This window comes from Kribbella solani (assembly GCF_014205295.1).
GTDB classification, from domain to species: domain Bacteria; phylum Actinomycetota; class Actinomycetes; order Propionibacteriales; family Kribbellaceae; genus Kribbella; species Kribbella solani.
The window spans coordinates 2,580,571-2,603,942 of the sequence record NZ_JACHNF010000001.1 but is presented as its reverse complement, the minus strand read 5'-3'; the positions used below and the strand labels follow the sequence as shown (position 1 = coordinate 2,603,942).

At 70.1% G+C, this 23,372-nt stretch carries 21 protein-coding genes; 13 read left to right on the top strand and 8 right to left on the bottom strand.

Features of this window, described 5'->3' with window-relative positions; translation table 11 throughout:
- Positions 1-2: 2 nt before the first annotated feature.
- Genes recQ through HDA44_RS11665 form a run of 3 tightly spaced genes read right to left on the bottom strand, consistent with a single transcriptional unit; the run spans position 3 to position 3,162 of the window.
- A complete protein-coding gene (gene recQ / locus HDA44_RS11675) occupies positions 3-1,841 on the bottom strand; it encodes a DNA helicase RecQ (protein ID WP_184833705.1) in 1,839 nt (612 codons plus the stop codon).
- Between the two features lie 59 nt (positions 1,842-1,900).
- On the bottom strand, positions 1,901-2,320 hold the full coding sequence (locus HDA44_RS11670; RefSeq protein WP_184833703.1) for a VOC family protein: 420 nt from the start codon (positions 2,318-2,320) through the stop codon (positions 1,901-1,903).
- The gene (locus HDA44_RS11665) at positions 2,302-3,162 is read right to left on the bottom strand and encodes an AraC family transcriptional regulator (RefSeq protein ID WP_184833701.1); all 861 of its coding nucleotides are present in this window, start codon (positions 3,160-3,162) and stop codon (positions 2,302-2,304) included. Before HDA44_RS11665 ends, HDA44_RS11670 begins: the two co-directional genes overlap by 19 nt.
- A 125-nt stretch (positions 3,163-3,287) precedes the next feature.
- Between HDA44_RS11665 and ilvD the strand changes: the two genes are divergently transcribed.
- Complete coding sequence (ilvD, locus tag HDA44_RS11660; protein WP_184833699.1) at positions 3,288-5,138, top strand: dihydroxy-acid dehydratase; 1,851 nt, start codon at positions 3,288-3,290, stop codon at positions 5,136-5,138.
- A 27-nt stretch (positions 5,139-5,165) separates the two neighbouring features.
- On the opposite strand, the gene HDA44_RS11655 is transcribed toward ilvD, so the two are convergent.
- From HDA44_RS11655 to HDA44_RS11645, 3 genes are read right to left on the bottom strand one after another with little or no spacing between them, the layout of a single operon-like run.
- Entirely contained in the window at positions 5,166-5,468 is a 303-nt protein-coding gene (locus HDA44_RS11655) for a type II toxin-antitoxin system PemK/MazF family toxin (RefSeq protein WP_184833697.1), read from the bottom strand.
- Between the two features lie 9 nt (positions 5,469-5,477).
- A complete protein-coding gene (locus HDA44_RS11650) occupies positions 5,478-5,714 on the bottom strand; it encodes a ribbon-helix-helix domain-containing protein (protein WP_184833695.1) in 237 nt (78 codons plus the stop codon).
- Between the two features lie 39 nt (positions 5,715-5,753).
- Positions 5,754-6,425: an LON peptidase substrate-binding domain-containing protein gene (locus HDA44_RS11645; protein WP_184833693.1), complete on the bottom strand. Its 672-nt coding sequence runs from the start codon at positions 6,423-6,425 to the stop codon at positions 5,754-5,756.
- Between the two features lie 142 nt (positions 6,426-6,567).
- On the opposite strand from HDA44_RS11645, the gene HDA44_RS11640 reads away from it, so the two are divergent.
- From HDA44_RS11640 to HDA44_RS11615, 6 genes are all read left to right on the top strand, one after another.
- The gene (locus tag HDA44_RS11640) at positions 6,568-9,873 is read left to right on the top strand and encodes a S8 family serine peptidase (protein ID WP_184833691.1); all 3,306 of its coding nucleotides are present in this window, start codon (positions 6,568-6,570) and stop codon (positions 9,871-9,873) included.
- A gap of 80 nt (positions 9,874-9,953) precedes the next feature.
- Positions 9,954-11,279 (top strand): histidinol dehydrogenase, encoded by a 1,326-nt coding sequence (hisD, locus tag HDA44_RS11635; protein ID WP_184833689.1) that lies wholly within the window; start codon positions 9,954-9,956, stop codon positions 11,277-11,279.
- Positions 11,279-12,397, top strand: a complete 1,119-nt coding sequence (locus tag HDA44_RS11630; RefSeq protein WP_184833687.1) for a histidinol-phosphate transaminase — start codon at positions 11,279-11,281, stop codon at positions 12,395-12,397. The genes hisD and HDA44_RS11630 overlap by 1 nt, the downstream gene beginning before the upstream one ends.
- The gene (gene hisB, locus HDA44_RS11625) at positions 12,394-12,993 is read left to right on the top strand and encodes an imidazoleglycerol-phosphate dehydratase HisB (protein ID WP_184833685.1); all 600 of its coding nucleotides are present in this window, start codon (positions 12,394-12,396) and stop codon (positions 12,991-12,993) included. Before HDA44_RS11630 ends, hisB begins: the two co-directional genes overlap by 4 nt.
- 40 nt (positions 12,994-13,033) lie before the next feature.
- Positions 13,034-13,675, top strand: coding sequence for an imidazole glycerol phosphate synthase subunit HisH (gene hisH, locus HDA44_RS11620; protein ID WP_184833683.1), 642 nt, complete (start codon positions 13,034-13,036; stop codon positions 13,673-13,675).
- 100 nt (positions 13,676-13,775) lie between these two features.
- The gene (locus HDA44_RS11615) at positions 13,776-15,176 is read left to right on the top strand and encodes an alkaline phosphatase PhoX (RefSeq protein ID WP_184833681.1); all 1,401 of its coding nucleotides are present in this window, start codon (positions 13,776-13,778) and stop codon (positions 15,174-15,176) included.
- A 52-nt stretch (positions 15,177-15,228) separates the two neighbouring features.
- Here HDA44_RS11615 and HDA44_RS11610 read toward each other — a convergent pair whose 3' ends face one another.
- Both HDA44_RS11610 and HDA44_RS11605 read right to left on the bottom strand, forming a co-directional pair.
- On the bottom strand, positions 15,229-15,642 hold the full coding sequence (locus HDA44_RS11610; RefSeq protein ID WP_184833679.1) for a ferritin-like domain-containing protein: 414 nt from the start codon (positions 15,640-15,642) through the stop codon (positions 15,229-15,231).
- A complete protein-coding gene (locus tag HDA44_RS11605; protein ID WP_184833677.1) occupies positions 15,639-16,241 on the bottom strand; it encodes a cell division protein FtsK in 603 nt (200 codons plus the stop codon). The genes HDA44_RS11610 and HDA44_RS11605 overlap by 4 nt, the downstream gene beginning before the upstream one ends.
- Positions 16,242-16,391: 150 nt before the next feature.
- Between HDA44_RS11605 and rimP the strand changes: the two genes are divergently transcribed.
- From rimP to truB, 6 genes are all read left to right on the top strand, one after another.
- Complete coding sequence (gene rimP, locus HDA44_RS11600; protein WP_184833675.1) at positions 16,392-16,937, top strand: ribosome maturation factor RimP; 546 nt, start codon at positions 16,392-16,394, stop codon at positions 16,935-16,937.
- 1 nt (position 16,938) lies between these two features.
- Positions 16,939-17,931 (top strand): transcription termination factor NusA, encoded by a 993-nt coding sequence (nusA, locus tag HDA44_RS11595; RefSeq protein WP_184833673.1) that lies wholly within the window; start codon positions 16,939-16,941, stop codon positions 17,929-17,931.
- Positions 17,932-17,976: 45 nt separating this feature from the next.
- On the top strand, positions 17,977-18,270 hold the full coding sequence (locus HDA44_RS11590; RefSeq protein ID WP_337905864.1) for a YlxR family protein: 294 nt from the start codon (positions 17,977-17,979) through the stop codon (positions 18,268-18,270).
- A 134-nt stretch (positions 18,271-18,404) separates the two neighbouring features.
- Positions 18,405-21,896 carry a translation initiation factor IF-2 gene (gene infB, locus HDA44_RS11585; RefSeq protein ID WP_184833671.1) on the top strand — a complete coding sequence of 1,164 codons (3,492 nt, stop codon included), beginning with the start codon at positions 18,405-18,407 and terminating at the stop codon, positions 21,894-21,896.
- Between the two features lie 104 nt (positions 21,897-22,000).
- Positions 22,001-22,441 (top strand): 30S ribosome-binding factor RbfA, encoded by a 441-nt coding sequence (gene rbfA, locus HDA44_RS11580; RefSeq protein WP_202887319.1) that lies wholly within the window; start codon positions 22,001-22,003, stop codon positions 22,439-22,441.
- An 8-nt stretch (positions 22,442-22,449) separates the two neighbouring features.
- Positions 22,450-23,340, top strand: coding sequence for a tRNA pseudouridine(55) synthase TruB (truB, locus tag HDA44_RS11575; protein WP_238352416.1), 891 nt, complete (start codon positions 22,450-22,452; stop codon positions 23,338-23,340).
- Positions 23,341-23,372: the final 32 nt, after the last annotated feature.

Here is a 23,372-nt window from a genome sequence, read left to right as displayed (position 1 = left end):
TTTCACTCCTCAGCTGCCAGAGCCTCCAGTACGCCTTCGCCGTACTTGGCCAGCTTGTTCTCGCCGACGCCGCTGATCGTGCCGAGCTCGGCCAGCGAGGACGGCATGTCGGTAGCGATCTGTCGCAGCGTCGCGTCGTGGAAGATGACGTACGCGGGTACGCCCTGCTCTTTCGCTGCCGCGGCCCGCCACGCGCGCAACCGCTCGAACACCGGCGCCGCCTCGGGTGACAAATCAACCGCGGCCTTCTTGCCGCCCGACTTGGCCGACGACCTGGACCGGATCCGCTCCGGCTCGCGCCGCATCATCACCTCGCGCCGCCGGCCGAGCACCTCGGCGCTGTCGTCGGTCAGCACCAGCGTGCCGTAGTCACCTTCGACCGCGAGCAGCCGCAGCGCCAGCAGTTGCCGGATCACGCCCCGCCACTCGGGGTCCTTCAGCTCGGTCCCGATCCCGAACACCGTCAGCTGCTCGTGCCGGAACTGTTTGACCTTCTCGGTTTCCTTGCCGAGCAGGATGTCGATCAGCTGTCCGGCGCCGAACTTCTGCCCGCGCTCGTGCTGCAGCCGGTACACCGTCGACAGCAGCTTCTGGGCCGCGATCGTGCCGTCCCACGACTCCGGCGGGGTCAGGCAGGTGTCACAGTTGCCGCACGCGTCGCCGTGCTGACCGAAGTACGCGAGGAGTTGCGATCGCCGGCACTGCACGGTCTCGCACAACGCGAGCATCGCGTCCAGATGCGAGCTGAGCCGACGCCGGTGCGCGAGATCACCCTCGGACGTGTCGATCATCTTGCGTTGCTGCACCACGTCCTGCAGCCCGTACGCCAGCCAGGCGGTCGACGGCAGCCCGTCCCGCCCGGCGCGACCGGTCTCCTGGTAGTACCCCTCGACGGACTTCGGCAGGTCGAGATGCGCGACGAACCGCACGTCGGGCTTGTCGATCCCCATCCCGAACGCGATCGTCGCGACCACCACCAACCCGTCCTCACGCAGGAACCGCGACTGGTTCGTCGCGCGGGTCCGGCTGTCCAGGCCGGCGTGGTACGGCACTGCTTCGATCCCGTTCTGGGTCAGAAATGCGGCTGTCTTCTCCACACTGTTCCGGGACAGGCAGTACACAATGCCCGCGTCGCCCGCGTGTTCGGTACGCAAGAGGTCGAGCAACTGCTTCTGCGGACTGTCCTTCGGGACGATCCGGTACTGGATGTTGGGCCGGTCGAAACTGGCGACGAAATGCTTCGCGTCGTCCAGCTTCAGCCGGGTCGCGATCTCCTGATGCGTCGCCTCGGTCGCCGTCGCGGTCAACGCGATCCGCGGTACGTCCGGCCAGCGCTCGTGCAACTCCGACAGCATCAGGTAGTCCGGCCGGAAGTCGTGGCCCCACTGGGACACGCAGTGCGCTTCGTCGATCGCGAACAGCGCGATCTTGCCCTGATCGAGCAGCCGCACGGTTCCTTCGACGCGCAGCCGCTCCGGCGCCAGGTACAGCAGGTCGAGCTCACCGGCCAGGAACGCCTGCTCGACCTCGCGCCGCTGCTCGAAGTCCTGGGTCGAGTTCAGGAAGCCGGCCCGGACGCCGAGCGCGGTGAGCGCGTCGACCTGGTCCTGCATCAGCGCGATCAGTGGCGAGATCACCACGCCGACGCCGGACCGAACCAGCGACGGGATCTGGTAGCACAAGGACTTGCCGCCGCCGGTCGGCATCAGCACCAGCGCGTCGCCGCCCGCGATCACGGTGTCGATGATGTCGGCCTGCTCGCCGCGAAAGGCGTCGTAGCCGAACACCCGCCGCAGGACCTGAAGGGCTTCGGAATCGGGCAGTTCGGTTGTCTCGCTCACCCAGGCGAGTCTAGTGAGCTCACGGCACCGATGCAGACCCGCGCACCCGAACCTGTGGATTACTTGCCGAGCTCACCCGCGTACGTGCCGATGCTCCACAGGTTTCCCTCCGGATCGCGGACGGTGAAGCCGCGGGAGCCGTAGTCGGCGTCTTCCAGACCGCGCACCACGACCGCGCCCGCGCCGACCACGCGGCCGTACAGCGCGTCCGGATCGTCGTGTACCAAGTAGACCGACTGCGTCTGCCCGGCCAGCGCACTGAAGTCGTCCGGCTCGGTCTTGGCGTCGGCCGAGCCCATCATGATTCCGCCGCCGCCGGCCGCCCAGGCCAGCTCGGAGTGCGCGATCGATCCGGCCGCGGCGCCCGGGTAGGACGCGACCAGCGTGAAGCCGAGTCCCTCGGTGAGGAACTTCAGCGCCGCCTGCCCGTCGCGGTAGTGCAAGGTGGGCCAAACTCCGATCACATTCTGCTTGTCCATACCTCCGACTCTGCCGCTCCGGGCGGCGGGCAGTCTTGAAGATTTGGGAGCTCCTCGCTCATCCACTGCCGCGGTGAACAGCCCGCGATCGCCTGGAACTCGCGGGTCAGGTGCGCCTGATCCGCATACCCGGCCGCGGCCGACAGCTCGCCCAGCCGGGTTTGCGGCCGCAACCGCAGCTGCCGGGTGGCGCGCTCGAACCGCAGCACCCGCGCCGCCACCTTCGGCGCGAGCCCGAACTCCGACGTGAACCGGTCGGTCAGATGCCGCCGGCTCCACCCGACCTCCGCGGCCAGCTCCTGCACCCCGATCGTCCCGTCGGTCCCGCACAATCGCCGCCAGGCCCAGCCGACCTCCGGCCGTACGCCGCCCGGCGCGCGCTCGCGGGCCAGGTGTTCAAGGAACAGACGCTCGATCAGATCCATCCGCTCGTCCCAGCTCCCCGCCTCCCGGAGCTGGTCGGTCAGCACCCGCGCGGGCCGGCCGAGCACCTCGTCGAGCCCGACGTTCAGCGACGCGAGCTCACCCGGCGGCAGACCCAGCAGCGTACGGGCGGCGGCGGGCGTCAGCGACACCTGCACCCCGGCGCGGCTCGGCGTCGCGCCGACATGCACGGCGGTCGAACGCAGCCCGCCCACCACCGCGTCGTACGTCTGCAGCGGGCCGCCCGGCCAGGCCACCCCGAGCGGGCCGTCGAGAGTGATCACGAGCGTGAGGTAGCGCGACGGCAGACCACGGTGCAACTCGGGCGCCGCACCCGGGTACGCGTACCCGATCAGGTCGTGCAGGTACGGGCGCAGGGCAGGATGCACCGGCCGCGTCCGATGCTCCATGCCCACCATGCCACCAGGCTAGAGCGATCCACGGACAGAAACACCCGCTCCAGAATCCGGGACCGACATACCGCCATCCGGACGAGCGTGGCACTATCGGGAGATACGTAAGAACTTAGCGAGGAGATGTAGTCGTGCCTGCTCTGAGGTCCCGAACTGTCACCCACGGCCGCAACATGGCGGGCGCCCGCGCGCTCATGCAGGCCTCCGGGGTAGCCCGGGAGGACTTCGGGAAGCCGATTATCGCGGTAGCGAACAGCTTCACCGAGTTCGTCCCCGGGCACACCCACCTCGCCCCGGTCGGCCGGATCGTGTCCGAGGCGATCCACGCGGCCGGCGGGATCGCCCGTGAGTTCAACACGATCGCCGTCGACGACGGGATCGCGATGGGCCACGGCGGCATGCTCTACAGCCTCCCGTCCCGGGACCTGATCGCGGACTCGGTCGAGTACATGGTCGAGGCGCACTGCGCGGACGCGCTGGTCTGCATCTCGAACTGCGACAAGATCACGCCCGGCATGCTGAACGCCGCGCTCCGGCTGAACATCCCGACCGTGTTCGTCTCCGGTGGCCCGATGGAGGCCGGCCGGGCGACGCTGGTGGACGGGACCGTGCGCAAGCTCGACCTGATCGACGCGATGTCCGAGGCCGTGAACGAGAACGTCTCCGACGCCGACATCCTGCGGATCGAGGAGAACGCCTGCCCGACCTGCGGTTCCTGTTCCGGCATGTTCACCGCGAACTCGATGAACTGCCTGACCGAGGCGATCGGCCTGTCGCTGCCCGGCAACGGTTCGGTGCTGGCCACCCACACCGCGCGGAAGGCGCTGTACGAGAACGCCGGCCGTACCGTCGTCGAGATCACCAAGCGGTACTACGACAACGACGACGCGACCGTGCTGCCGCGGAACATCGCCTCCAAGGAAGCGTTCGGGAACGCGATGGCGCTGGACATCGCGATGGGCGGATCGACCAACACGATCCTGCACCTGCTGGCCGCCGCGCAGGAGGCCGAGGTCGGCTTCGACCTGGACGACATCAACGCGGTCTCCCGCAAGGTGCCGTGCCTGGCGAAGGTCGCGCCGAACGTGGCCCCTGGCGGCACGTACTACATGGAGGACGTGCACCGGGCCGGCGGCATCCCCGCGATCCTGGGCGAGCTGCACCGGGCCGGCCTGCTGAACGAGAACATCCACACCGTGCACAGCGACTCGATCGACGACTGGCTGAAGACCTGGGACGTGCGCGGTGGTTCGCCGTCGCCGGAGGCGGTCGAGCTGTGGCACGCGGCGCCGGGCTGCAAGCGGTCCGCGCAGGCGTTCTCGCAGTCCGAGCGCTGGGAGACGCTGGACACCGACGCGGCCGGCGGCTGCATCCGTGACTTCGAGCACGCGTACTCGAAGGACGGCGGTCTCGGCGTACTGAAGGGCAACCTGGCCGTCGACGGCTGTGTCGTGAAGACGGCCGGTGTGGACGAGTCGATCTGGACGTTCGAAGGCCCCGCGGTGGTGTGTGAGTCGCAGGACGAAGCCGTCGAGAAGATCCTGGCCAAGCAGATTACCCCCGGCGACGTGGTCGTGATCCGGTACGAGGGTCCGAAGGGCGGGCCGGGGATGCAGGAGATGCTGTACCCGACGTCGTTCCTGAAGGGCCGCGGCCTGGGCAAGGTCTGCGCGCTGGTCACCGACGGCCGCTTCTCCGGCGGTACATCGGGGCTGTCGATCGGCCACGTGTCGCCCGAGGCAGCGTCCGGCGGCACGATCGCGCTGGTCCAGGACGGCGACCGGATCCGGATCGACATCCCGAACCGGTCGATCGAGCTGCTGGTGCCGGAGCCGGAGCTGGCCGCGCGGGAGGCCGCGCTCGGCGGGGTGTACGCGCCGAAGAACCGGGATCGCAAGGTCAGCGCGGCGCTGCGGGCGTACGCCGCGATGGCGACCAGCGCCGACAAGGGCGCGGTCCGCGACGTCTCCAAGCTGGGCTAGTACCCCTCGATAGCCAGACCCCGAACGCTAGAACTCGAGGTCGAAGGCCAGGTTCACCGCCTCGGCCAGGAGCGGTTCCTGGTCGGGGTGGAGGTACCCGATCAGGCGGCCGAGCCGCGCCTTCGGGATGGTCTGGATGTTGTCGCAGGAGATCGCGCTCGAGTGGTCGAGGCCGTTGTCCGGGCCGACCAGCACCTCGGTGGACAGGCCACGGATCGTGCTGGTGATCGGGGCGACGGTCACGTTGCCGAGCCGCGGGCGGATCAGTTCGCGGGTCAGCACCACCACCGGCCGCGGTTTGTCGAGCCGGGCGATGTGGAGCGGGCGCACGGCAGCCCCTCAGTCGAGGTCGCTGAGGACGGTGCCGGCCGCCGCGGGCGCGAGGCCGTCGAAGTCGGGGTAGTCGCCGTGTTCGGTCAGGATGGCCAGGTCGCGGGCGGCGAGCTCGCGGCGGCGTTCACGTTCCATCGCCCGGGCGACCACGGACGCCCGGCTGGTCGCCTTGTCGGTGGCGACCAGCTCGTCCATGAAGTCGACCAGGTCGTCCGGCAACCGGACGGTGATCTGTTTGCTCATACCACGACCATACCGCCGTGGGATTCAATCTGGTAGCGGTCAGTTGGGGGAGAGGCTCGACCAGCTGATCAGGTCGGCGGCCGGCAGCGACGGGAGCGCGGTGATCGCCGCCAGCTCGCTGTCGATCAGGCCGATCACCTGGGCCAGCCGGGTAGTCACGTCCGCAGCCTCCAGCAGCTTCTGCCGCTCCGGCGTCATCAGCTTCATCGCGGCCGACATCAGGTACGACAGGGTGCCGGGATCGTCCGGCAGTTCGCCGAGATGCAGTCCGGGCAGGCTGATCTCACTGATCGCCTCCGCGTACTTGCGGAACCGCGCCAGCGCGATCGTCGCCGTACCCAGCGGGTCGTCGCCGAGATCGTCCTCCAGCCACTCGACGTCGGCGACCAGGTAGTCGCCGCTGCCGTCCAGCTCGGCGACCTTGAACCGCCGGTTGCCGGTCAGTGTCACCTCGACCGGTCCGTCGTCGTCCGGGTCGAGCGCCACCTCGGAGATCGTCGCCGCGCACCCGGTCCCGTACAAGGACCGGAAGACGCGCTCACCCAGCTCGTACCCGTCCCGGACGGCGAGCGCGCCGCAGACCAGCTCGCCACCGTTCTCGACCAGGTCCCGGACCACCGCGCGGCCCTGGACGTCGGTGACCGGAATCGAGAGCACCAGCCCGGGAAAGACCACCGTGTCGACAGTGAGCAACGGCAGGCGGGAGTCCATACGACGAGCCTAGGGCATGGCCGGCAGTCCCAGGCCTGGTCGGCACCAACCTGGTTCACGGCCGGTATTCGCTTCGGCTCACACAGCGATTCGGGCGGTCGCGCGTCCTTGCAGGTGAGGACGTCGCGATCTGGAGGGACATATGCGGAATCGACGGAGATCGAGGGTGCGGGCCGGCGTGGTGGTGACCGCGCTGATCGCCGGGCTGGCCGGCGCGCCATCCGCGCGGGCCGGGGAAATGAGTGGGCAGCCAACCGCACAGCCGCCGGAGCAGCCGGCCGGGCAGCCTAAGTTGCCGATGGGGCGGGTGACGTTGCTGACCGGTGATCGGGTCGCCGTCGGCGCGGGTGGGCAGGTGCAGGTGACGCCGGGTGCCGGGCGGAGGGTGCAGTTCGAGCAGCGGGTCGGCAAGGACCAGCTCTTCGTGATCCCGTCGGACGTCGCGCGGGACGTTGCCACCGGCAAGCTGGACCGGTCGCTGTTCGATGTCGCCGGGTTGATCAAGCAGGGTTTGGACGACCGGAGTACGGCGGAGATCCCGCTGATCGTCACGTACGCCGCGAAGCCGAAGGCACTCGCGGGCGCGAAATCGGCCGGCCAGTTGCCGGCCATCGACGGGGCAGCCGTCAAGGTCGGCAAGCGGTCCGCGACGACTTTTCTGAAGCAACTGACCGGCGCCCGGGCCGTGGCCGGAGTCAAGAAGGTCTGGCTCGACGCGAAGCTGCGGCCGACGCTCGACCAGTCCGTACCGCAGATCGGCGCCCCCGCCGCGTGGCAGGCCGGGTACACCGGTTCCGGCGTACGCGTCGCGGTGGTCGACAGTGGGGTCGACGCGAACCACCCGGACCTCAAGCCGGTACTGGCTGGTGCACGCAACTTCAGCACCGACCCGGCTGGTGACCAGATCGGGCACGGTACGCACGTGGCGAGCATCATCGCCGGCAGCGCGGCCGCGTCGAACGGCAAGTACAAGGGCGTGGCGCCGGGGGCCAAGCTGTACGACGCCAAGGTCTGCGAACTGGACGGATGCAGCATGTCCGCGATGATCGCCGGGATGGAGTGGGCCGCCACCGACGTCAAGGCGAAGGTCATCAACGTGAGTATCGGTGGCCCCGACGATCCCGAGATCGATCCGGTGGAAGAGGCAGTCAACCGGCTCACCGCGCAGACCGGCGCCCTGTTCGTCGTTGCCGCCGGCAACTCCGGCGAGGACGGAACGCGGACGATCGAGTCGCCGGGGAGCGCGGACGCCGCCCTCACCGTCGGTGCCGTCGACAAGCAGGACCGGCTGGCGACGTTCTCCAGCCGCGGCCCGCGGCTCGACGGCGCGGTGAAGCCGGACGTGACCGCCCCGGGCGTCGGGATCGTCGCCGCCCGCGCCAAGGACGGCGGGATCGGGACGCCGGTCGACGACAACTACTCGTCGCTGAACGGTACGTCGATGGCGACGCCGCATGTCGCCGGTGCGGCCGCGATCCTGGCCCAGCAGCACCCGGACTGGACCGCGCCGAAACTGAAGGCGCAGCTCGCCGCGACCGCCAAGCAGCTCGATGGTCAGTCGACGTTCGAGCAGGGCAACGGCCGCGTCGATGTGGCGAAGGCCATCTCGGTGTCGTTCGGACCCACGGTCAACTCGCTGTCGTTCGGTACGGCGTCCTACCCGCACGACGACGACCAGCCGGTGACCAAGACTCTCGGGTACCGCAACGACGGTTCCGCACCGGTCGAGTTGAGCCTCGCCGCAACCTTGGTCGACCAGGACGGGAAGCCGGCGCCGGAGGGAGCCGTGCGGCTCGGCGCGACCACCTTGACCGTACCGGTCGGCGGTACGGCTGAGGTCCCGGTGACGCTGGCCACGAACAACGCCGGCCCGAACGGTTACTACAGCGGCCGGGTGACCGCTTCCGCGGGCGGACAATCCGTCAGTACGACGCTCGCGATCTACAAGGAGATCGAGCACCACACCCTCACCGTCAAGCACCTGGGCCTGGACGGAAAGCCGGCTCCGGATGCGTACAGCTCGGTCTTCACCAAGGAGCAGTGGCCGATCGACCTGCAGGACCCCAGCGGGACGGTCAAGATCCGGCTGCCCAAGGACGACTACATGCTCAGCGGCACGCTCGAAGTCGCCAGGCCAGGGAAGGACGAACCGGCCAAGTACCGCATGGTCCGGCCGATGCTGCACCTCACCGAGGACACGACGGTGGTCATGGACGCCCGGCTGGCGCGACCGATCCAGATCTCGGTGCCACGGCGCGACGCCGTGCTGACCGTCGGCGCGGCCGGGCTTACCATGCCGGGCGACTGGTACTTCGGACTGCGCTACGGCTTCGACGACCCGACCGCGATCTTCACCGCTCAGATCGGACCACCCGCGCCGGGCGTGACCGGCGACCTGAGTACGCGGTGGGCGCGCCGGAACGCGGACGGTACGTTCGACAACTCGCCGTACGGCTTCGTCCAGGTGGAGAAACTGCCGGGGCGGTACCCGACCGGGATCCGGCGGACGCTGGACCCGGCGAAGATGGTCCGGGTCGACCAGACCTTCAACGCCACCTCCGGCCGCCGGGGCCTGGTTTCGAGCGGGTGGGGCTTCGGCTACGCCGACGAGATCGCGTACGACCTGCCGGCCAAGCGGACGTTGTTCCACGATCCGGCTCCGGACAACACCCCGCGGAGCGAGGTCAACACGGGTGTCAGTGAGTTCGATGCCGGGGCTCCGGACGTTTTGCTGACGGAGATGAACCGGACGGTAGCGCCGTACCAGGCCGGACGGCACTACCGGGAAGCGTTCAACGTTGCCGCCTTCGCGCCGGCGCCCAGCTACGCGTTCCGCGAGGCCGACGTGCTGGGGCTCGTCATCTCGCCGCTCGCGGACGCGGGCGGGGGTGGCGGCGGAGGCATCACCGCCGCGGCCGACTCCCGGACCAGCAAGCTGTATCGCGACGGGGTCCTGATCTCGGACTACGACAACCGCTTCGGCTGGGCCAACCCGATCGGTCTGCCGCCGGAGCCGGCTACCTACAAGCTGGTCAGTACGCTCGACCGGCATTCGGTGTCGCGGTTCAGTACCAAGGTCGAGCACTCCTGGACGTTCCGCTCAGGTGCGAGTACCGAACAGGTTCTGTTGCCCGCGCTCGGCATCCGGTACCGGCCGGTGGTCGACGATCACAACCTGACACCCCGGAAGAAGACGTTGTCGGTGCCGGTCGTGATCGATCACCAGACCGGGGCTTCGTTGCCGCGGATCGACAAGTTCACCGTCGAGTACGCCGATGGTGCCGCGGCGGACTGGAAGCCGGTCAAACTCGTGCGCACGGCTGCCGGCCAGTACGTCGCGCAGTTCCCGGCGCCGGCCGGAGCGTCGGTGTCGTTGCGGGCGAAGGTGGTCGACGGCGACGGTAACCAGACCGAGCAGACGGTCACGGACGCGATCCGCTTCAGCTGAGAGCGGTCGCTGACGTCCGGCACGACCGGGTTGTGGATATCCCGGTCGGGCCGGGTGCCGGGCGGCACTAGACTGACGGCATGATTCGCCGCGTCGACCTGCGGGGCCGAGTGGCGGCCGGAGAGGTTACCGACCTCCAAGCCGAAGTGCATGCCCTCGTCCCCCGAGCCGTGTTCGACGTCGAGAAGGCTCTCGACGTCGTCCGACCCATCTGCCTGGACGTCCGCCATCGCGGCCTCGAGGCGATCCGGGAGTACGGCGAGAAGTTCGACCATGTCCGGGTCGAGGACCCGCGGGTCCCGGCCGACGCCCTGAAGCTTGCCCTGGAAGAGCTCGACCCGGTGGTGCGGAGCGCCTTCGAGGAGTCGATCCGTCGCGTCCGCGAGGTCAGCGAGGACGAGCTCACCGCGGATGTCGTCTCCGAGCCCGCGCCCGGCGGGCGGGTGACCCAGCGGTACGTTCCGGTTCAGCGCGTCGGCCTGTACGTACCCGGTGGCCGCGCGCCGCTGGCGTCGTCGGTGCTGATGAATGTCGTGCCGGCGCAGGTCGCGGGCGTGCCGTCGCTGGCCATCGCCTCGCCGCCGCAGAAGGATTTCGGCGGCCTGCCGCACCCGACCGTGCTCGCGGTCTGTGCGTTGCTCGGGATCGAGGAGGTGTACGCGATGGGTGGCGCGCAGGCGATCGCCGGTTTCGCGTACGGCTTCGACGGCTGTCGCAAGGTCAACCTGATCACCGGCCCGGGCAACATCTATGTGGTCGCCGCGAAGCGCGCGCTGCTGGGTGAGGTCGGGATCGACTCCGAGGCCGGCCCGACCGAGATCGCGATCCTGGCCGACGACTCCGCCGACCCGAAGCACGTCGCGGCCGACCTGATCAGTCAGGCCGAGCACGACCCGATGGCCGCCGGCGTCCTGGTGACGCCGTCGGAAACTCTGGCCGCTCAGGTGGCCGCCGAGTTGCCGATCCAGGTTGCCCGGACCAAGCACGCCGATCGGGTCACCGAGGCGCTCGAAGGGCAGCAGTCTGCCGTCGTGCTGGTCGACGATCTCGATCAGGGCACCGCGTTCGTGGACGCGTACGCAGCCGAGCACCTGGAGATCCAGACCGTCGACGCCGAGGAGCGGGCCGGCCGGATCACCAACGCCGGCGCGATCTTCGTCGGCAGCTGGTCGCCGGTTTCGCTCGGTGACTACTGCGCCGGGTCCAACCACGTCCTCCCGACGGCCGGTTGCGCGTGTCACTCGTCCGGTCTGTCCGTGCGCAGTTTCCTCAAGGCCGTACACGTCGTGAACTACACCCGGGACGCGCTGCACGAGGTCGCCGGTCACGTGCGTACGCTGGCGCACGCCGAGGACCTGCCGGCCCACGGCGCGGCGGTGTCGGCGCGCTTCCCCGGGGAGAGCTGATGGGCGCCTTCGACGGGCTGCCGATCCGCGAGGAGCTGAAAAGCTTCGAGCCGTACGGCGCCCCACAGCTCGACGTCCCGGTGCTGCTGAACGTCAACGAGAACCCGTACCCGCCGAGCGAGCACGCGGTCGCGGACATCGCCGCGGACGTCGCGGTCGCCGCCCGGGGGATGAACCGCTACCCGGACCGCGATTTCCTCGGGCTGCGCGCCGACCTCGCGGCGTACCTGGCTCGTGAGTCCGGCGCACACCTCGAGCCCGAGCAGCTCTGGGCGGCCAACGGGTCGAACGAGGTGATGCTGCACATCCTGCAGGCCTTCGGCGGCCCGGGGCGGACGGCGCTGTCCTTCGCCCCGACCTACTCGATGTACCCGGAGTACGCGCGGGACACCAACACCGCCTGGGTGGCCGGCCGCCGGGCCGAGGACTTCACGCTGGACCGGAGCAAGGCGATCGCCGCGATCTCCCGGCACCGCCCGTCGGTCGTGCTGCTCGCCTCACCGAACAACCCGACCGGTACGGCGCTGCCGATCGACGTGACCGAGGCGATCGTCGCGCAGGCGGCCGCGCTCGGATCGGTCGTCGTGGTGGACGAGGCGTACGCGGAGTTCCGCCGCGGCGGTACGCCCAGCGCGGTCTCGTTGCTGCCCGCGTACCCGAATCTCGCGGTCGCGCGGACGATGTCGAAGGCATTCGCGATGGCCGGCGGCCGGGTCGGATACCTTGCCGCCAGCAAGCAGTTCGTCGACGCGCTGCGGATCGTCCGGTTGCCGTACCACCTGTCCGCGGTGACGCAGGCGGTCGCGCGGGCCGCGCTGCGGCACTCCGACGAGCTGCTCGGCCGGGTCGAGCAGCTCCGGGTCGAGCGCGACGAGACCGTCGACTGGCTGCGGTCGGTCGGGCTGCGCGCGGTCGACTCGGACGCGAACTTCGTTCTTTTCGGTACGTTCGCGGACCGGCACGCGGTCTGGCAGGCACTGCTGGACGACGGCGTACTGATTCGCGAGACCGGCCCGGCCGGCTGGCTCCGGGTCTCGATCGGAACCGGCGAGGAAATGGCCGCGTTCCGCGCTTCACTGGAGCGCATCCTCAAGTCCGACGTGGGAAGGCAGACATGACGCGCAGTGCGCGGATCGACCGTGAGACGAGTGAGTCCAAGGTGCTGGTCGAGCTGGAGCTCGACGGCACCGGCCGGGCCGACATCTCCACCGGCGTGGGGTTCTACGACCACATGCTGAACGCGCTGGCCAAGCACGCGCTGCTCGACCTGCACGTGAATACGGTCGGCGACCTGGAGATCGACGCGCACCACACCGTCGAGGACACCGCGATCGGCATCGGCCAGGCGCTTCGCGAGGCGCTCGGTGACAAGCGCGGCATCCGCCGCTTCGGCGACGCGACCGTACCGCTGGACGAGGCGCTCGTACACTGCACGGTCGACCTGTCCGGCCGGCCGTACTGCGTACACACCGGCGAGCCGGAAGGACAGGTGTACGCGATCATCGGCGGCGACTACGCGGGATCGCTGACCCAGCACGTGTTCGAGACGCTCGCGTTCAACGCGGCGATCTGCGTACACATCCGGGTGCTGTCCGGGCGCGATCCGCACCACATCGTCGAGGCCCAGTTCAAGGCGTTCGCCCGGGCGCTGCGGGCCGCGGCCGAGCTGGACCCGCGGCAGCCAGGCATCCCGTCCACCAAGGGCGCCCTGTGACGCCGGTAGAGGGGATGCCGGTAGCGGTGAGGTCGGCGCGGTGACGAAGAAGGTGGTCCTGCTCGACTACGGGTCGGGCAACATCCGGTCGGGGGAGCGGGCGCTGCAACGCGTCGGCGCCGACGTCACCGTGACCGCGGACTTCGACGCGGCCTGTAACGCCGACGGGTTGCTGGTGCCGGGCGTCGGCGCCTTCGCGGCCTGCATGACCGGGCTGACGGCGGTCCGCGGTGATGTCGTGGTCGACCGGCGGCTGACCGGCGGCCGGCCGGTGCTCGGGATCTGCGTCGGTATGCAGATCCTGTTCGCCCGCGGGATCGAGCACGGTGTCGAGACCGACGGCTGCGAGCAGTGGCCGGGTACGGTCGAGCGGCTGCAGCCGGAGGACGCCCAGCCGGTGCCGCACATGGGCTGGAACACGGTCGACGTACCCGCCGGCACCACCTTGTTCGAGGGCATCGAGAAGGAGCGGTTCTACTTCGTGCACTCGTACGGCGTCCGCCGCTGGGAGCTGACCGATACCCGCGCGTCGGTCACGCCGCGGGTCACCTGGACCACGTACGGCGGCGACAAGTTCGTCGCCGCGGTCGAGAACGGCCCGCTGACCGCTACCCAGTTCCACCCGGAGAAGTCCGGCGACGCCGGCGCCACTCTGCTGGAGAACTGGGTCCGCTCCCTGTAGCTCACGGTGAGTTGCTGACACTCGTTCAGTTGCCGTTGGGTTGTTGTTTACCGTACGTTCACTGGTCACCACTGCTTGTCATCGAGCGAGGAGACCGCCCATGCCCGAAAGCTCCAGTTCCCTGTCCAGGCGTCAGTTCGTCGGCCGCGCCGCCGCGGCCGGAGTGGCGGTCAGCGTGGCCGGGTCGGTCGACGCGCTGTACACGGCACAGCCCGCGCTCGGCACGTCCGGGCCGAAGATCGGGTACGGACCACTGATCGAGGACCCGGCCGGGATGCTCGACCTGCCCCGCGGGTTCAGCTACCGGATCCTGTCCCGCGAAGGGACCGTCCGCCCCGACGGCCTGAAGATCCCGAGCCGGTTCGACGGGATGGGCGTCTTCCCGGACCGGCACGGCGGTTCGCGCCTGGTCCGGAACCACGAATGCAGCCCGACGACGAAGATCAAGGTCGTCGCGCCGGCCGATCGGACGTACGACCCGGGCGCCGCGGGCGGGACCAGCACGCTGGTCGTGGATCGGCACAACGCGACCAGCAAGGAGTACGTCAGCCTCGGCGGTACGGCGATCAACTGCTCCGGCGGGCACACCCCCTGGCGTACCTGGCTGACGTGTGAGGAGACCGAGCTCAAGGCGGGCGAGAGCGGGTACACCAAGGACCACGGGTTCATCTTCGAGGTCGACCCGTACGACGACCGCCGGAACGCGAGTCCGGTCGCGCTGACCGCGATGGGCCGGTTCCAGCACGAGGCGGTCGCGATCGACCCGCGGACCGGGATCGTCTACGAGACCGAGGACGCGTTCGTCGCGCCGCTGGGTGGCTTCTACCGCTTCCTCCCGAACCGTCCACGCGGCGGCTGGGGCACGCTCCGCGCGGGTGGCGAGCTGCAGGCGATGCACATCCCGGGTCTGCCGGATCTGTCGGTGGTGCAGGAAGCCGGCACCGAGTTCCACGACGTGCAGTGGGTGACCGTGCCGGATCCGCTGGCGAAGAGCGAGTCGGTCCGGGCACAGGACTACGCCAAGCCGATCACCGGCGGGTACAAGCTCGAAGGGTGCTGGTGGGGTGACCTGGACCGCTGCGTGTACTTCGTCTCGTCCTTCGCCCGGACCGAGCTCGGCCCGAAGGTCGATCACGACGGTCAGGTCTGGCGGCTCGACCCGCGCAAGCGCACGCTCCGGCTGGAAGTGATCTTCACCCGGCCGAAACCGGGTTCGGACGATCCCGAGTTCGATGCCCCGGACAACATCACGATGTCGCCGTACGGCGGGCTGATGATGTGCGAGGACGGGCTCGGCGAGCAGCACATCCTGGGTACGACCGAGGATGGCGAGGTGTTCAAGTTCGCCCGCAACCGGGTGAACACCGGCACCGCGGACCAGCCGTCGTACGGCGAACTGTCCGGCGCCGGCTTCGCCGCCGACGGCCGCACGATGTTCTTCAACGTCTACGCCCCCGGCATCACCTACGCGATCACCGGCCCTTGGCGCCGCCGCCGCTGACGGGTTGTTTCACCACTGACGGGCTGCAACCGGCCAGTGGTGAAACAACCTGCTAGCTCACCGCGCCGGGGAAGGCCACCGGGGCGCCGCCCCAAGCGAGTTGGGCGGTCGCGGACGCGAGCAGCCGCTCGACCGCGAACGCCCGCACCGGTGCCTGCTCGGCGGCCTCCACCAGGTCGCCGTAGACGGCCGCGATGCGGCGCTCGATCACCAGGATCAGCGCCGCGCCGGTCGCCACGTTCGTGACCGCGGCCGGCAGGTCGTACGCGGGTTCGGCCGCGACCGGGGTCGCGCCGGCGGCGACGACCAGCGCGCTCAGCTGGTCCCGGCTGTCCCGGTGCTCCCCGAAGAGATCGTTGGCATCCCGGTACCGCGCCCCGTTGAACTTCCCACCGGCCACCCCGATCCCGTACAGCGCGGCATGCTCACCGGCGAGCGCCGCCTGCAGGGCATCCAACTGATTCATGCGTTGGCCTTCTTGCTTGCCGGGGTCAGGGTGATGCCGAGCTGAGTCTCGGCGGCGGCGAGCTCGGCGAGCAGGCGGGCCGGTGCGCCGGACAGCTTGGCGGCGGCCGTGGCGTGGATCGCCGCGGTGGCCTTCTCCTGCTTCGCGATCGCGGCCAGGGCGGCCTGCGAGGTGGTGGCGACCGCGAGCGGCGCGGCCGCCTTCGTCGTCACGCCCGCGGTCTCCTTCAGCTTGGCCAGATGACTCACGTGGTACTTCGCGCCCGCGGCCAGCTGCGCGCGGAGCGCCGGGAACTTCCGGCTTACGTTTGCGTAGAGCTGGGACAATTGAGTCACCTGAGTAGCCGCTGTACTGAGCGCCGCGACGACTGCCGGGTCGACGGTCGGTGTCTCCCCGGTCGGCCCCGGTGAAGTGGTCGTTCCGTTCGCCCCGCCGCCGTTCCCGGACCCACCGGTACCGGCGGAGGGATCGTCCTTGCAACCGGCCAGCGCGGCCGCGCTGGGCACCAGGGCGACGGTCACGACGGCTGCCCGGGTCAGAGCGCGCCGGCTGAGCGTTCGGCGACTCGGTGGTAGCTGGAGCAGGCGGCGTTCGGGCACGCCGGAACGATACCCGGTGACGCGCCCATCACCGCCTGGGACGAGCCGGTGACCCGGATCGGAGGACCGGACGGATAGGGTGGGCTACTGCCCTCGGCCGGACCGCCGGGGACGGAACGGGTGCACAACTGGAGAGAGGCAGGTCAACCTGTGAGCCGAAAGCAAACCCCTCCGGGCCACACGGACACCACGAGCCTCGAGAACTTCCTGCGGCCGATCGTCGAACAGTTCGGCTGCGAGCTGGAGGCCGCTGACGTCGCCCCGGCCGGCCGCCGCCGGTTGCTGCGGGTGCTGGTCGACCGCGACGGCGGGATCAGCCTCGACGACGTCGCCGAGGTGACCCGCGGCATTTCCAAGGCGCTGGACACCGACGACATCATGGGCGAGGGCGCGTACACGCTGGAGGTTTCCAGCCCCGGCGTGGACCGGCCGCTCACGCTGCCCCGGCACTGGCGCCGCAACATCGGCCGGCTGGTCGCGGTCACGCTGACCGAGGGCGGCAAACTGACCGGCCGGATCAAGGCCGTCTCCGACGAGGCGGCCGAGCTGGACGTGGACGGCAAGCGGCAGAGCGTCGCGTACGCGGACGTGGCGAAGGCCAAGGTCCAGATCGAATTCAACCGGGCTGCCGGCAACGACACTGAGACATCTGCCGGCGAAGAATCACCTGCCGACGGCACGGTGGAGGAGAACTGACATGGACATCGACATGGCCGTGCTGCGGTCACTGGAGCGGGAGAAGGACATCTCCCTGGACGTCGTGGTCGAGGCGATCGAGCAGGCGCTGCTGGTCGCGTACCACCGGACCGAGGGTGCCCAGCAGCAGGCCCGGGCCGAGCTGGACCGCAAGACCGGGCACGTGACCGTGTTCGCGCGGGAGCTGGCCGAGGACGGCACGGTGGCTCGCGAGTACGACGACACCCCGGCCGACTTCGGCCGGATCGCGGCCACCACCGCGAAGCAGATCATCCTGCAGCGGCTGCGGGACGCCGAGGACGAGGTCCGGTACGGCGAGTTCTCCGGCAAGGAGGGCGACATCGTCTCCGGCGTGGTCCAGCAGGGCCGGGATCCGCGCTCGGTGATGGTCGACCTGGGCAAGATCGAGGCCGTGCTGCCGGCACCGGAGCAGGTGCCGGGGGAGAAGTACGACCACGGTTCCCGGCTCCGGGTCTATGTCGTCGGCGTCCGGAAGGGGTTCAAGGGCCCGCAGATCACGGTCAGCCGGACCCACCCGAACCTGGTCAAGAAGCTGTTCGCGCTCGAGGTCCCGGAGATCGCCGACGGCACCGTCGAGATCACCGCGATCGCGCGCGAGGCGGGGCACCGGACCAAGATCGCGGTCCGTACGCTGAACCCGTCCGTGAACGGCAAGGGTGCCTGCATCGGGCCGATGGGCCAGCGGGTCCGGAACATCATGCACGAGCTGCACGGCGAGAAGATCGACATCATCGACCACAGCGACGACCCGGCCACCTTCGTCGGGAACGCGCTGTCACCGGCGCAGGTCACGTCGGTCGAGGTCGTCGACGCCGCGGCCCGGGCGGCGCGGGTGGTCGTTCCCGACTACCAGCTGTCGCTCGCGATCGGCAAGGAAGGCCAGAACGCGCGGCTCGCGGCCCGGCTGACCGGCTGGCGGATCGACATCCGGCCGGATACCGATGTGACTGCTCCGGACGAGAAGGTAGACTGATACCTCGGTCGGTCGACTGAGTCGCAACCACACCCTGAGGAAGAAGTGACAGACGCGCGTCCTGGCAAGATTCGGGCGCGTACCTGTATCGGGTGCCGGAAGCGGTCCAGCCCGGCTGACCTGCTGCGGATGACGGTGTCCGGAGGCCTCGTGCTTCCGGATTCCGGGCATCGGGCGCCTGGTCGTGGAGCGCATCTGCACCCCACGACCGAGTGTTTCGAGCTTGCCGTCCGGCGCAAGGCGTTCCCCCGGGCCTTCAAGGTCCCGGGGCCGCTGAATGTGACCGGGCTGCAGGAGTACCTCGCACAGCGTGATAGTCAATATGTACGCACGGTCTGACCGGACCGTGTGACCGACATGAAGGCGGGTCATCGACTCATGACCACTCGATGAGTGTCGAACGATGAGTGCAATGCGATGAGCATGTACGTCAACTAACGGTCCGCGCCCAGGCTCGGACCAGAGGGAGAGTAGTGGCAAAGGTCCGGGTCTACGAGCTCGCGAAAGAGCTCGGAGTTACCAGCAAGGTCGTTCTGACCAGACTGAACGACATGGGCGAGTTCGTCCGGTCGGCATCCTCGACGATCGAGGCACCTGTCGTCCGGCGGTTGGCGGAGGAGTTCGAGAAGAACCCGCCGAAGAAGCGTGCGGCCAAGAAGGCCGCTGCCAGCACGTCCGCCGCGCCGCAGGCGACCGCACCGGTCCCTGGCGCGCCGGCACAGTCCGCGCCGGCGGCTCCGGCCGATCGCGCCGCGGCCCAGCCGGGTGCGGCGACGCAGTCCGGCTCCGACGCGGCCGCGCAGAGCGGCGCGCCGGTTTCGTCCGGCTCCGGTGCTTCCGGCCGGCCGGCACCTTCCGGTGCGACGCCGGGCGCCCGCCCGGGTCCGCGTCCGGGCCCGAAGCCGGGTCCGCGTCAGGAGGCCGCTCCGGCCGATTCGATCGCGGCGGCGACCGGCACCACCGACGCTCCGGCCACTGCTCCGGGCTCCGGCTCGGCGGCTGCGGCAGGCTCGGCCGCGGGCTCCGGCTCGGCCGTTCCGGGTGGGTCCGCTCCGGCCGCAGGCGGTTCGGCTGCCCCGGTCGGCACCGGCTCCGCCGCTCCAGGCACCCCGGGTGCCGGCTCGGCCGGCTCGGTTGCCCCGGGCACGCCCGGTGCCGGCTCGGCAACCCCGGGCGCAGGCTCGAGCGCCGGCTCGGCCGGTTCGGGCATCGGCTCGGCAACCCCAGGTGCCGGCTCGGCTACCTCGGGTGACGTCGCGCGCGAGGGTGCCGCGTCGTCCGCGACGCCGTCGTTCGAGGCTCCGGCCGCGAAGGCTGCTCCGGCTCCGGGTCCGCGCCGCACGGGTGGCGACGCTGCCCGTGGCGACGGCTCGGCCCGTCCGGGTCCGCGTCCAGGTGGTCAGGGCTCCGGCCCGCGCCCGAGCGGTCAGGCCGGCGCGCCGCGTCCAGGTGGTTCGGCTCCGCGTCCGGGTGCACCGGGTGCCGGCGCTCGTCCGGGCGCACCCCGCCCGGGTGGCTCGCAGCAGGGCGGGGAGGGTGGCGGCGCGCCGCGTCCGGGTGCGCCTCGTCCCGGTGGTGCCCCGCGTCCGGGTGCACCGCGTCCGGGTAACAACCCGTTCAGCTCGACCCAGGGCATGCAGCGTGGTGGCCGTCCGGGTCCGGGTGGCCAGGGTGGCGGCGACCGGCAGGCTCCGAGCCCGGCCGGGATGGCGCCGCGCCCGCCGCAGAACCGGCAGGACGGTGGCCGCGGCGGTAACGACCGGCCGCGCCCGAGTGGTGGCGTGCCGGGCGCTCCGCGCCCCAACCCGGCGATGATGCCGAAGTCCTCCGCGGGTACCTTCACCGGTCGTCCCGGTGGCGGTTCCGGCGGTCCTGGTGGCCCCGGTGGTAACCGTGGCGGCCGTCCGGGCGGAGGCCCGGGTGGCGGTCCGCGCGGTGGCGGCGGTGGCGGCGGCGGTTTCCGTCCCGGCGGCGGCCCGAGCGGCCCTCCCGGTGGTGGCGGTGGCCGTCCGGGTCCGGGCAACCGGGGCCGTGGCGGGACCCAGGGTGCCTTCGGGCGTCCGGGTGGTCCGGCTCGTCGTGGCCGCAAGTCGAAGCGCGCGAAGCGTCAGGAATTCGACAACATGCAGGCCCCGGCGGTCGGTGGCGTCCGCGTCAAGCACGGTGACGGCGAGGTAGTGAAGCTGCCGCGCGGCGCCTCGCTGACGGACTTCGCCGAGAAGGTCGGAGTCGACCCGGCGTCGCTGGTGCAGGTGCTGTTCCACCTCGGTGAAATGGTGACCGCTACCCAGTCGGTGAACGAGGAGACGCTCGAGCTGCTCGGTACCGAGCTGAACTACGACGTCCAGATCGTCTCGCCGGAGGACGAGGACCGTGAGCTGCTGCAGTCCTTCGACATCGACTTCGGCAACGACGAGGGCGACGAGGGCGACCTGGCGGCCCGGCCGCCGGTGGTGACCGTGATGGGTCACGTCGACCACGGTAAGACGAAGCTGCTGGACGCGATCCGGATGGCGAACGTCCAGGCCAAGGAAGCCGGTGGCATCACCCAGCACATCGGTGCGTACCAGGTCACCACCGAGGTGGACGGCCAGGAGCGGGCGATCACCTTCGTCGACACCCCGGGTCACGAGGCGTTCACCGCGATGCGTGCCCGTGGCGCGCAGGCCACCGACATCGTCATCCTGGTGGTCGCGGCCGACGACGGCGTGATGCCGCAGACGATCGAGGCACTGAACCACGCCCGCGCGGCGGGGGTCCCGATCGTGGTCGCGGTGAACAAGATCGACGTCCCGGCGGCGGACCCGACCAAGGTGCGCGGTCAGCTGACCGAGTACGGCCTGGTCCCCGAGGAGTACGGCGGCGACACCATGTTCGTCGACGTCTCGGCCAAGTCCCGGATCAACATCGAGGGCCTGCTCGAGGGTGTCGTACTGACCGCGGACGCGGCGCTGGATCTGCGGGCGAACCCGAAGATGCACGCCGAGGGCATCGCGATCGAGGCGAACCTGGACAAGGGCCGTGGTCCGGTGGCGACCGTGCTGGTGCAGCGCGGAACCCTCCGGGTCGGCGACTCGATGGTGGTCGGTCCGGCGTACGGCCGGGTGCGCGCCATGCTCGACGAGCACGGCGACCCGGTCGAGGAAGCGACCCCGTCGCGGCCGGTCCTGGTCCTCGGTCTGACCGCGGTGCCGGGTGCCGGTGACAAGTTCCTGGTGGTCGACGACGACCGGATGGCACGGCAGATCGCCGAGAAGCGCGAAGCCCGCGCCCGGGCGGCCGCCAACGCCAAGCGCCGCGCCCGGCGTACCCTCGAGGACTTCATGGCCTCGATGGAGAAGGGCGAGGCGCAGGAGCTGCTGCTGATCCTCAAGGGCGACGTGTCCGGTTCGGTCGAGGCGCTCGAGGACGCGCTGGTCCGGATCGAGGTCGGCGACGAGGTCAACCTGCGGATCATCGACCGCGGCGTCGGTGCGATCAACGAGAACGACGTCAACCTGGCCATCGCGTCGAACGCCGTCATCATCGGCTTCAACGTGCGGCCGGCGGGCAAGGCCGGTGACCTGGCCGAGCGCGAGGGCGTGGATGTCCGGTACTACTCGGTCATCTACTCGGCGATCGACGACATCGAGGCGGCCCTGAAGGGCATGCTGAAGCCGATCTACGAGGAGGCCACCCTCGGCCAGGCGGAGATCCGGGAGATCTTCCGCTCCTCGAAGGTGGGCAACATCGCCGGTTGCTGGGTGACCAGCGGCCTGATCCGGCGGAACGCCAAGGTCCGGTTGATCCGGGACGGCGCGGTGGTCGTCGACAACACCGAGCTGTCGTCGCTGAAGAGGTTCAAGGACGACGCGTCCGAGGTCCGCGAGGGCTTCGAATGTGGTCTGACCATCAACAACTTCAACGACATCAAGGTCGGCGACGTGGTCGAGGCGTTCGAGCTTCGGGAGAAGCCGCGCAGCTGAGCAGTGACAGGTAGGCGGTGACCCGGTCCGGGTCGCCGAGGAGTAGCGTCCGGAGAGACCGCGGTCTCTCCGGACGTTGTTCATGAACGAGGGAGTGAGCCCTGATGGGTGAAGCAAGGGCGAAGCAGCTGGCCGACCGGATCCAGGTGCTCGTCGCGGAGCTGCTCGAGCGCCGGGTGAAGGACCCGCGGCTGGGATTCGTCACCGTGACGGACGCCCGGCTGACCGGTGACCTGCGCGAGGCCAGCATCTTCTACACGGTGTACGGCGACGAGCAGGCGCGGACGTCGACGGCCGCGGCGCTGGAGTCGGCCAAGGGCCTGATCCGCAGCGAGGTCGGCAAGGCGCTCGGGCTCCGGCACACGCCGAGCGTGGCGTTCTTCCTGGACGCCGTGCCGGAGACGGCCGGGCACATCGAGGAACTGCTCGAGAAGGCCCGGACCGCGGACGCCGAGGTGGCGAAGTCGGCCGCCGGGGCCAAGCCGGCCGGTGACGCGGACCCGTACAAGCGGCCGCACGACGAGGACACGGACGAGGACGACTGAGTACTGCCTTGAGCCTGGAATTCACGCCGGGGTCGGACGGGATCGTTGTCGTCGACAAGCCGGCCGGTCTGACCTCACACACCGTCGTCGCCCGGATTCGCCGGCTGGCCGGGACTCGCAAGGTCGGCCACGCCGGCACGCTGGACCCGATGGCCACCGGCGTGCTCGTGGTCGGCATCAACCGCGCCACCCGGCTGCTCGGTCATCTGCAGCTGGCCGACAAGTCGTACGACGCGACGATCCGGCTCGGCGCGACCACGACGACCGATGACGCCGAGGGCGAGATCGTCGAGACCGCACCCGTCGGCGGTGTCACCGCGGCGGCGATCGCGGCCGCCGTGACCGGGTTCCGCGGTGACATCTCGCAGGTGCCGTCGAAGGTGTCCGCGATCAAGGTGGACGGCCGCCGGGCGTACGAGCGGGTGCGCGCGGGGGAGGAGGTCGCGCTGAAGGCACGGGCGGTGACGGTGTCGCGGTACGACATTCTCGACGTACGCCCCGACGCGGCCGGGATCTCGGTCGATGTCTCGGTGGACTGCTCCAGCGGTACGTACATCCGGGCGCTCGCCCGTGACCTGGGCGCCGAGCTCGGGGTCGGTGGTCACCTGACGGCACTGCGGCGTACGCGGGTGGGATCGTTCGGCCTGAGTACGGCGCACACGCTGGAGGAGCTGGCCGGGTCGTTCGACTGGTTGCCGATCGCGGAGGTCGCCGCCGGTACGTTTCCCCGGTACGACGCCGATGACGCGCAGGCGGCGGCAATTCGTACCGGCCGGCCGCTGACCGGGGTGGCGCTGGCGGCCGGGCAGACGGCGATGTTCGCCCCGGACGGTACGTTCCTGGCCCTGTACGAACTGCACGGGCCAGTGGCGAAACCGACGGCGGTCTTCGTCAGCTGAGAACTGTCGGTGGCCCGGCGTACGGTGCTGAG

Coding starts and splice junctions, on each gene's coding strand:
- HDA44_RS11670 (WP_184833703.1), bottom strand. CDS start 2,320: ATGGACAAGCAGAATGTGATCGGAGTTTGGCCCACCTTGCACTACCGC.
- HDA44_RS11665 (WP_184833701.1), bottom strand. CDS start 3,162: ATGGTGGGCATGGAGCATCGGACGCGGCCGGTGCATCCTGCCCTGCGC.
- HDA44_RS11650 (WP_184833695.1), bottom strand. CDS start 5,714: ATGAGCAAACAGATCACCGTCCGGTTGCCGGACGACCTGGTCGACTTC.
- HDA44_RS11645 (WP_184833693.1), bottom strand. CDS start 6,425: ATGGACTCCCGCCTGCCGTTGCTCACTGTCGACACGGTGGTCTTTCCC.
- HDA44_RS11640 (WP_184833691.1), top strand. CDS start 6,568: ATGCGGAATCGACGGAGATCGAGGGTGCGGGCCGGCGTGGTGGTGACC.
- hisD (WP_184833689.1), top strand. CDS start 9,954: ATGATTCGCCGCGTCGACCTGCGGGGCCGAGTGGCGGCCGGAGAGGTT.
- HDA44_RS11630 (WP_184833687.1), top strand. CDS start 11,279: ATGGGCGCCTTCGACGGGCTGCCGATCCGCGAGGAGCTGAAAAGCTTC.
- hisB (WP_184833685.1), top strand. CDS start 12,394: ATGACGCGCAGTGCGCGGATCGACCGTGAGACGAGTGAGTCCAAGGTG.
- HDA44_RS11615 (WP_184833681.1), top strand. CDS start 13,776: ATGCCCGAAAGCTCCAGTTCCCTGTCCAGGCGTCAGTTCGTCGGCCGC.
- HDA44_RS11610 (WP_184833679.1), bottom strand. CDS start 15,642: ATGAATCAGTTGGATGCCCTGCAGGCGGCGCTCGCCGGTGAGCATGCC.
- nusA (WP_184833673.1), top strand. CDS start 16,939: ATGGACATCGACATGGCCGTGCTGCGGTCACTGGAGCGGGAGAAGGAC.
- rbfA (WP_202887319.1), top strand. CDS start 22,001: ATGGGTGAAGCAAGGGCGAAGCAGCTGGCCGACCGGATCCAGGTGCTC.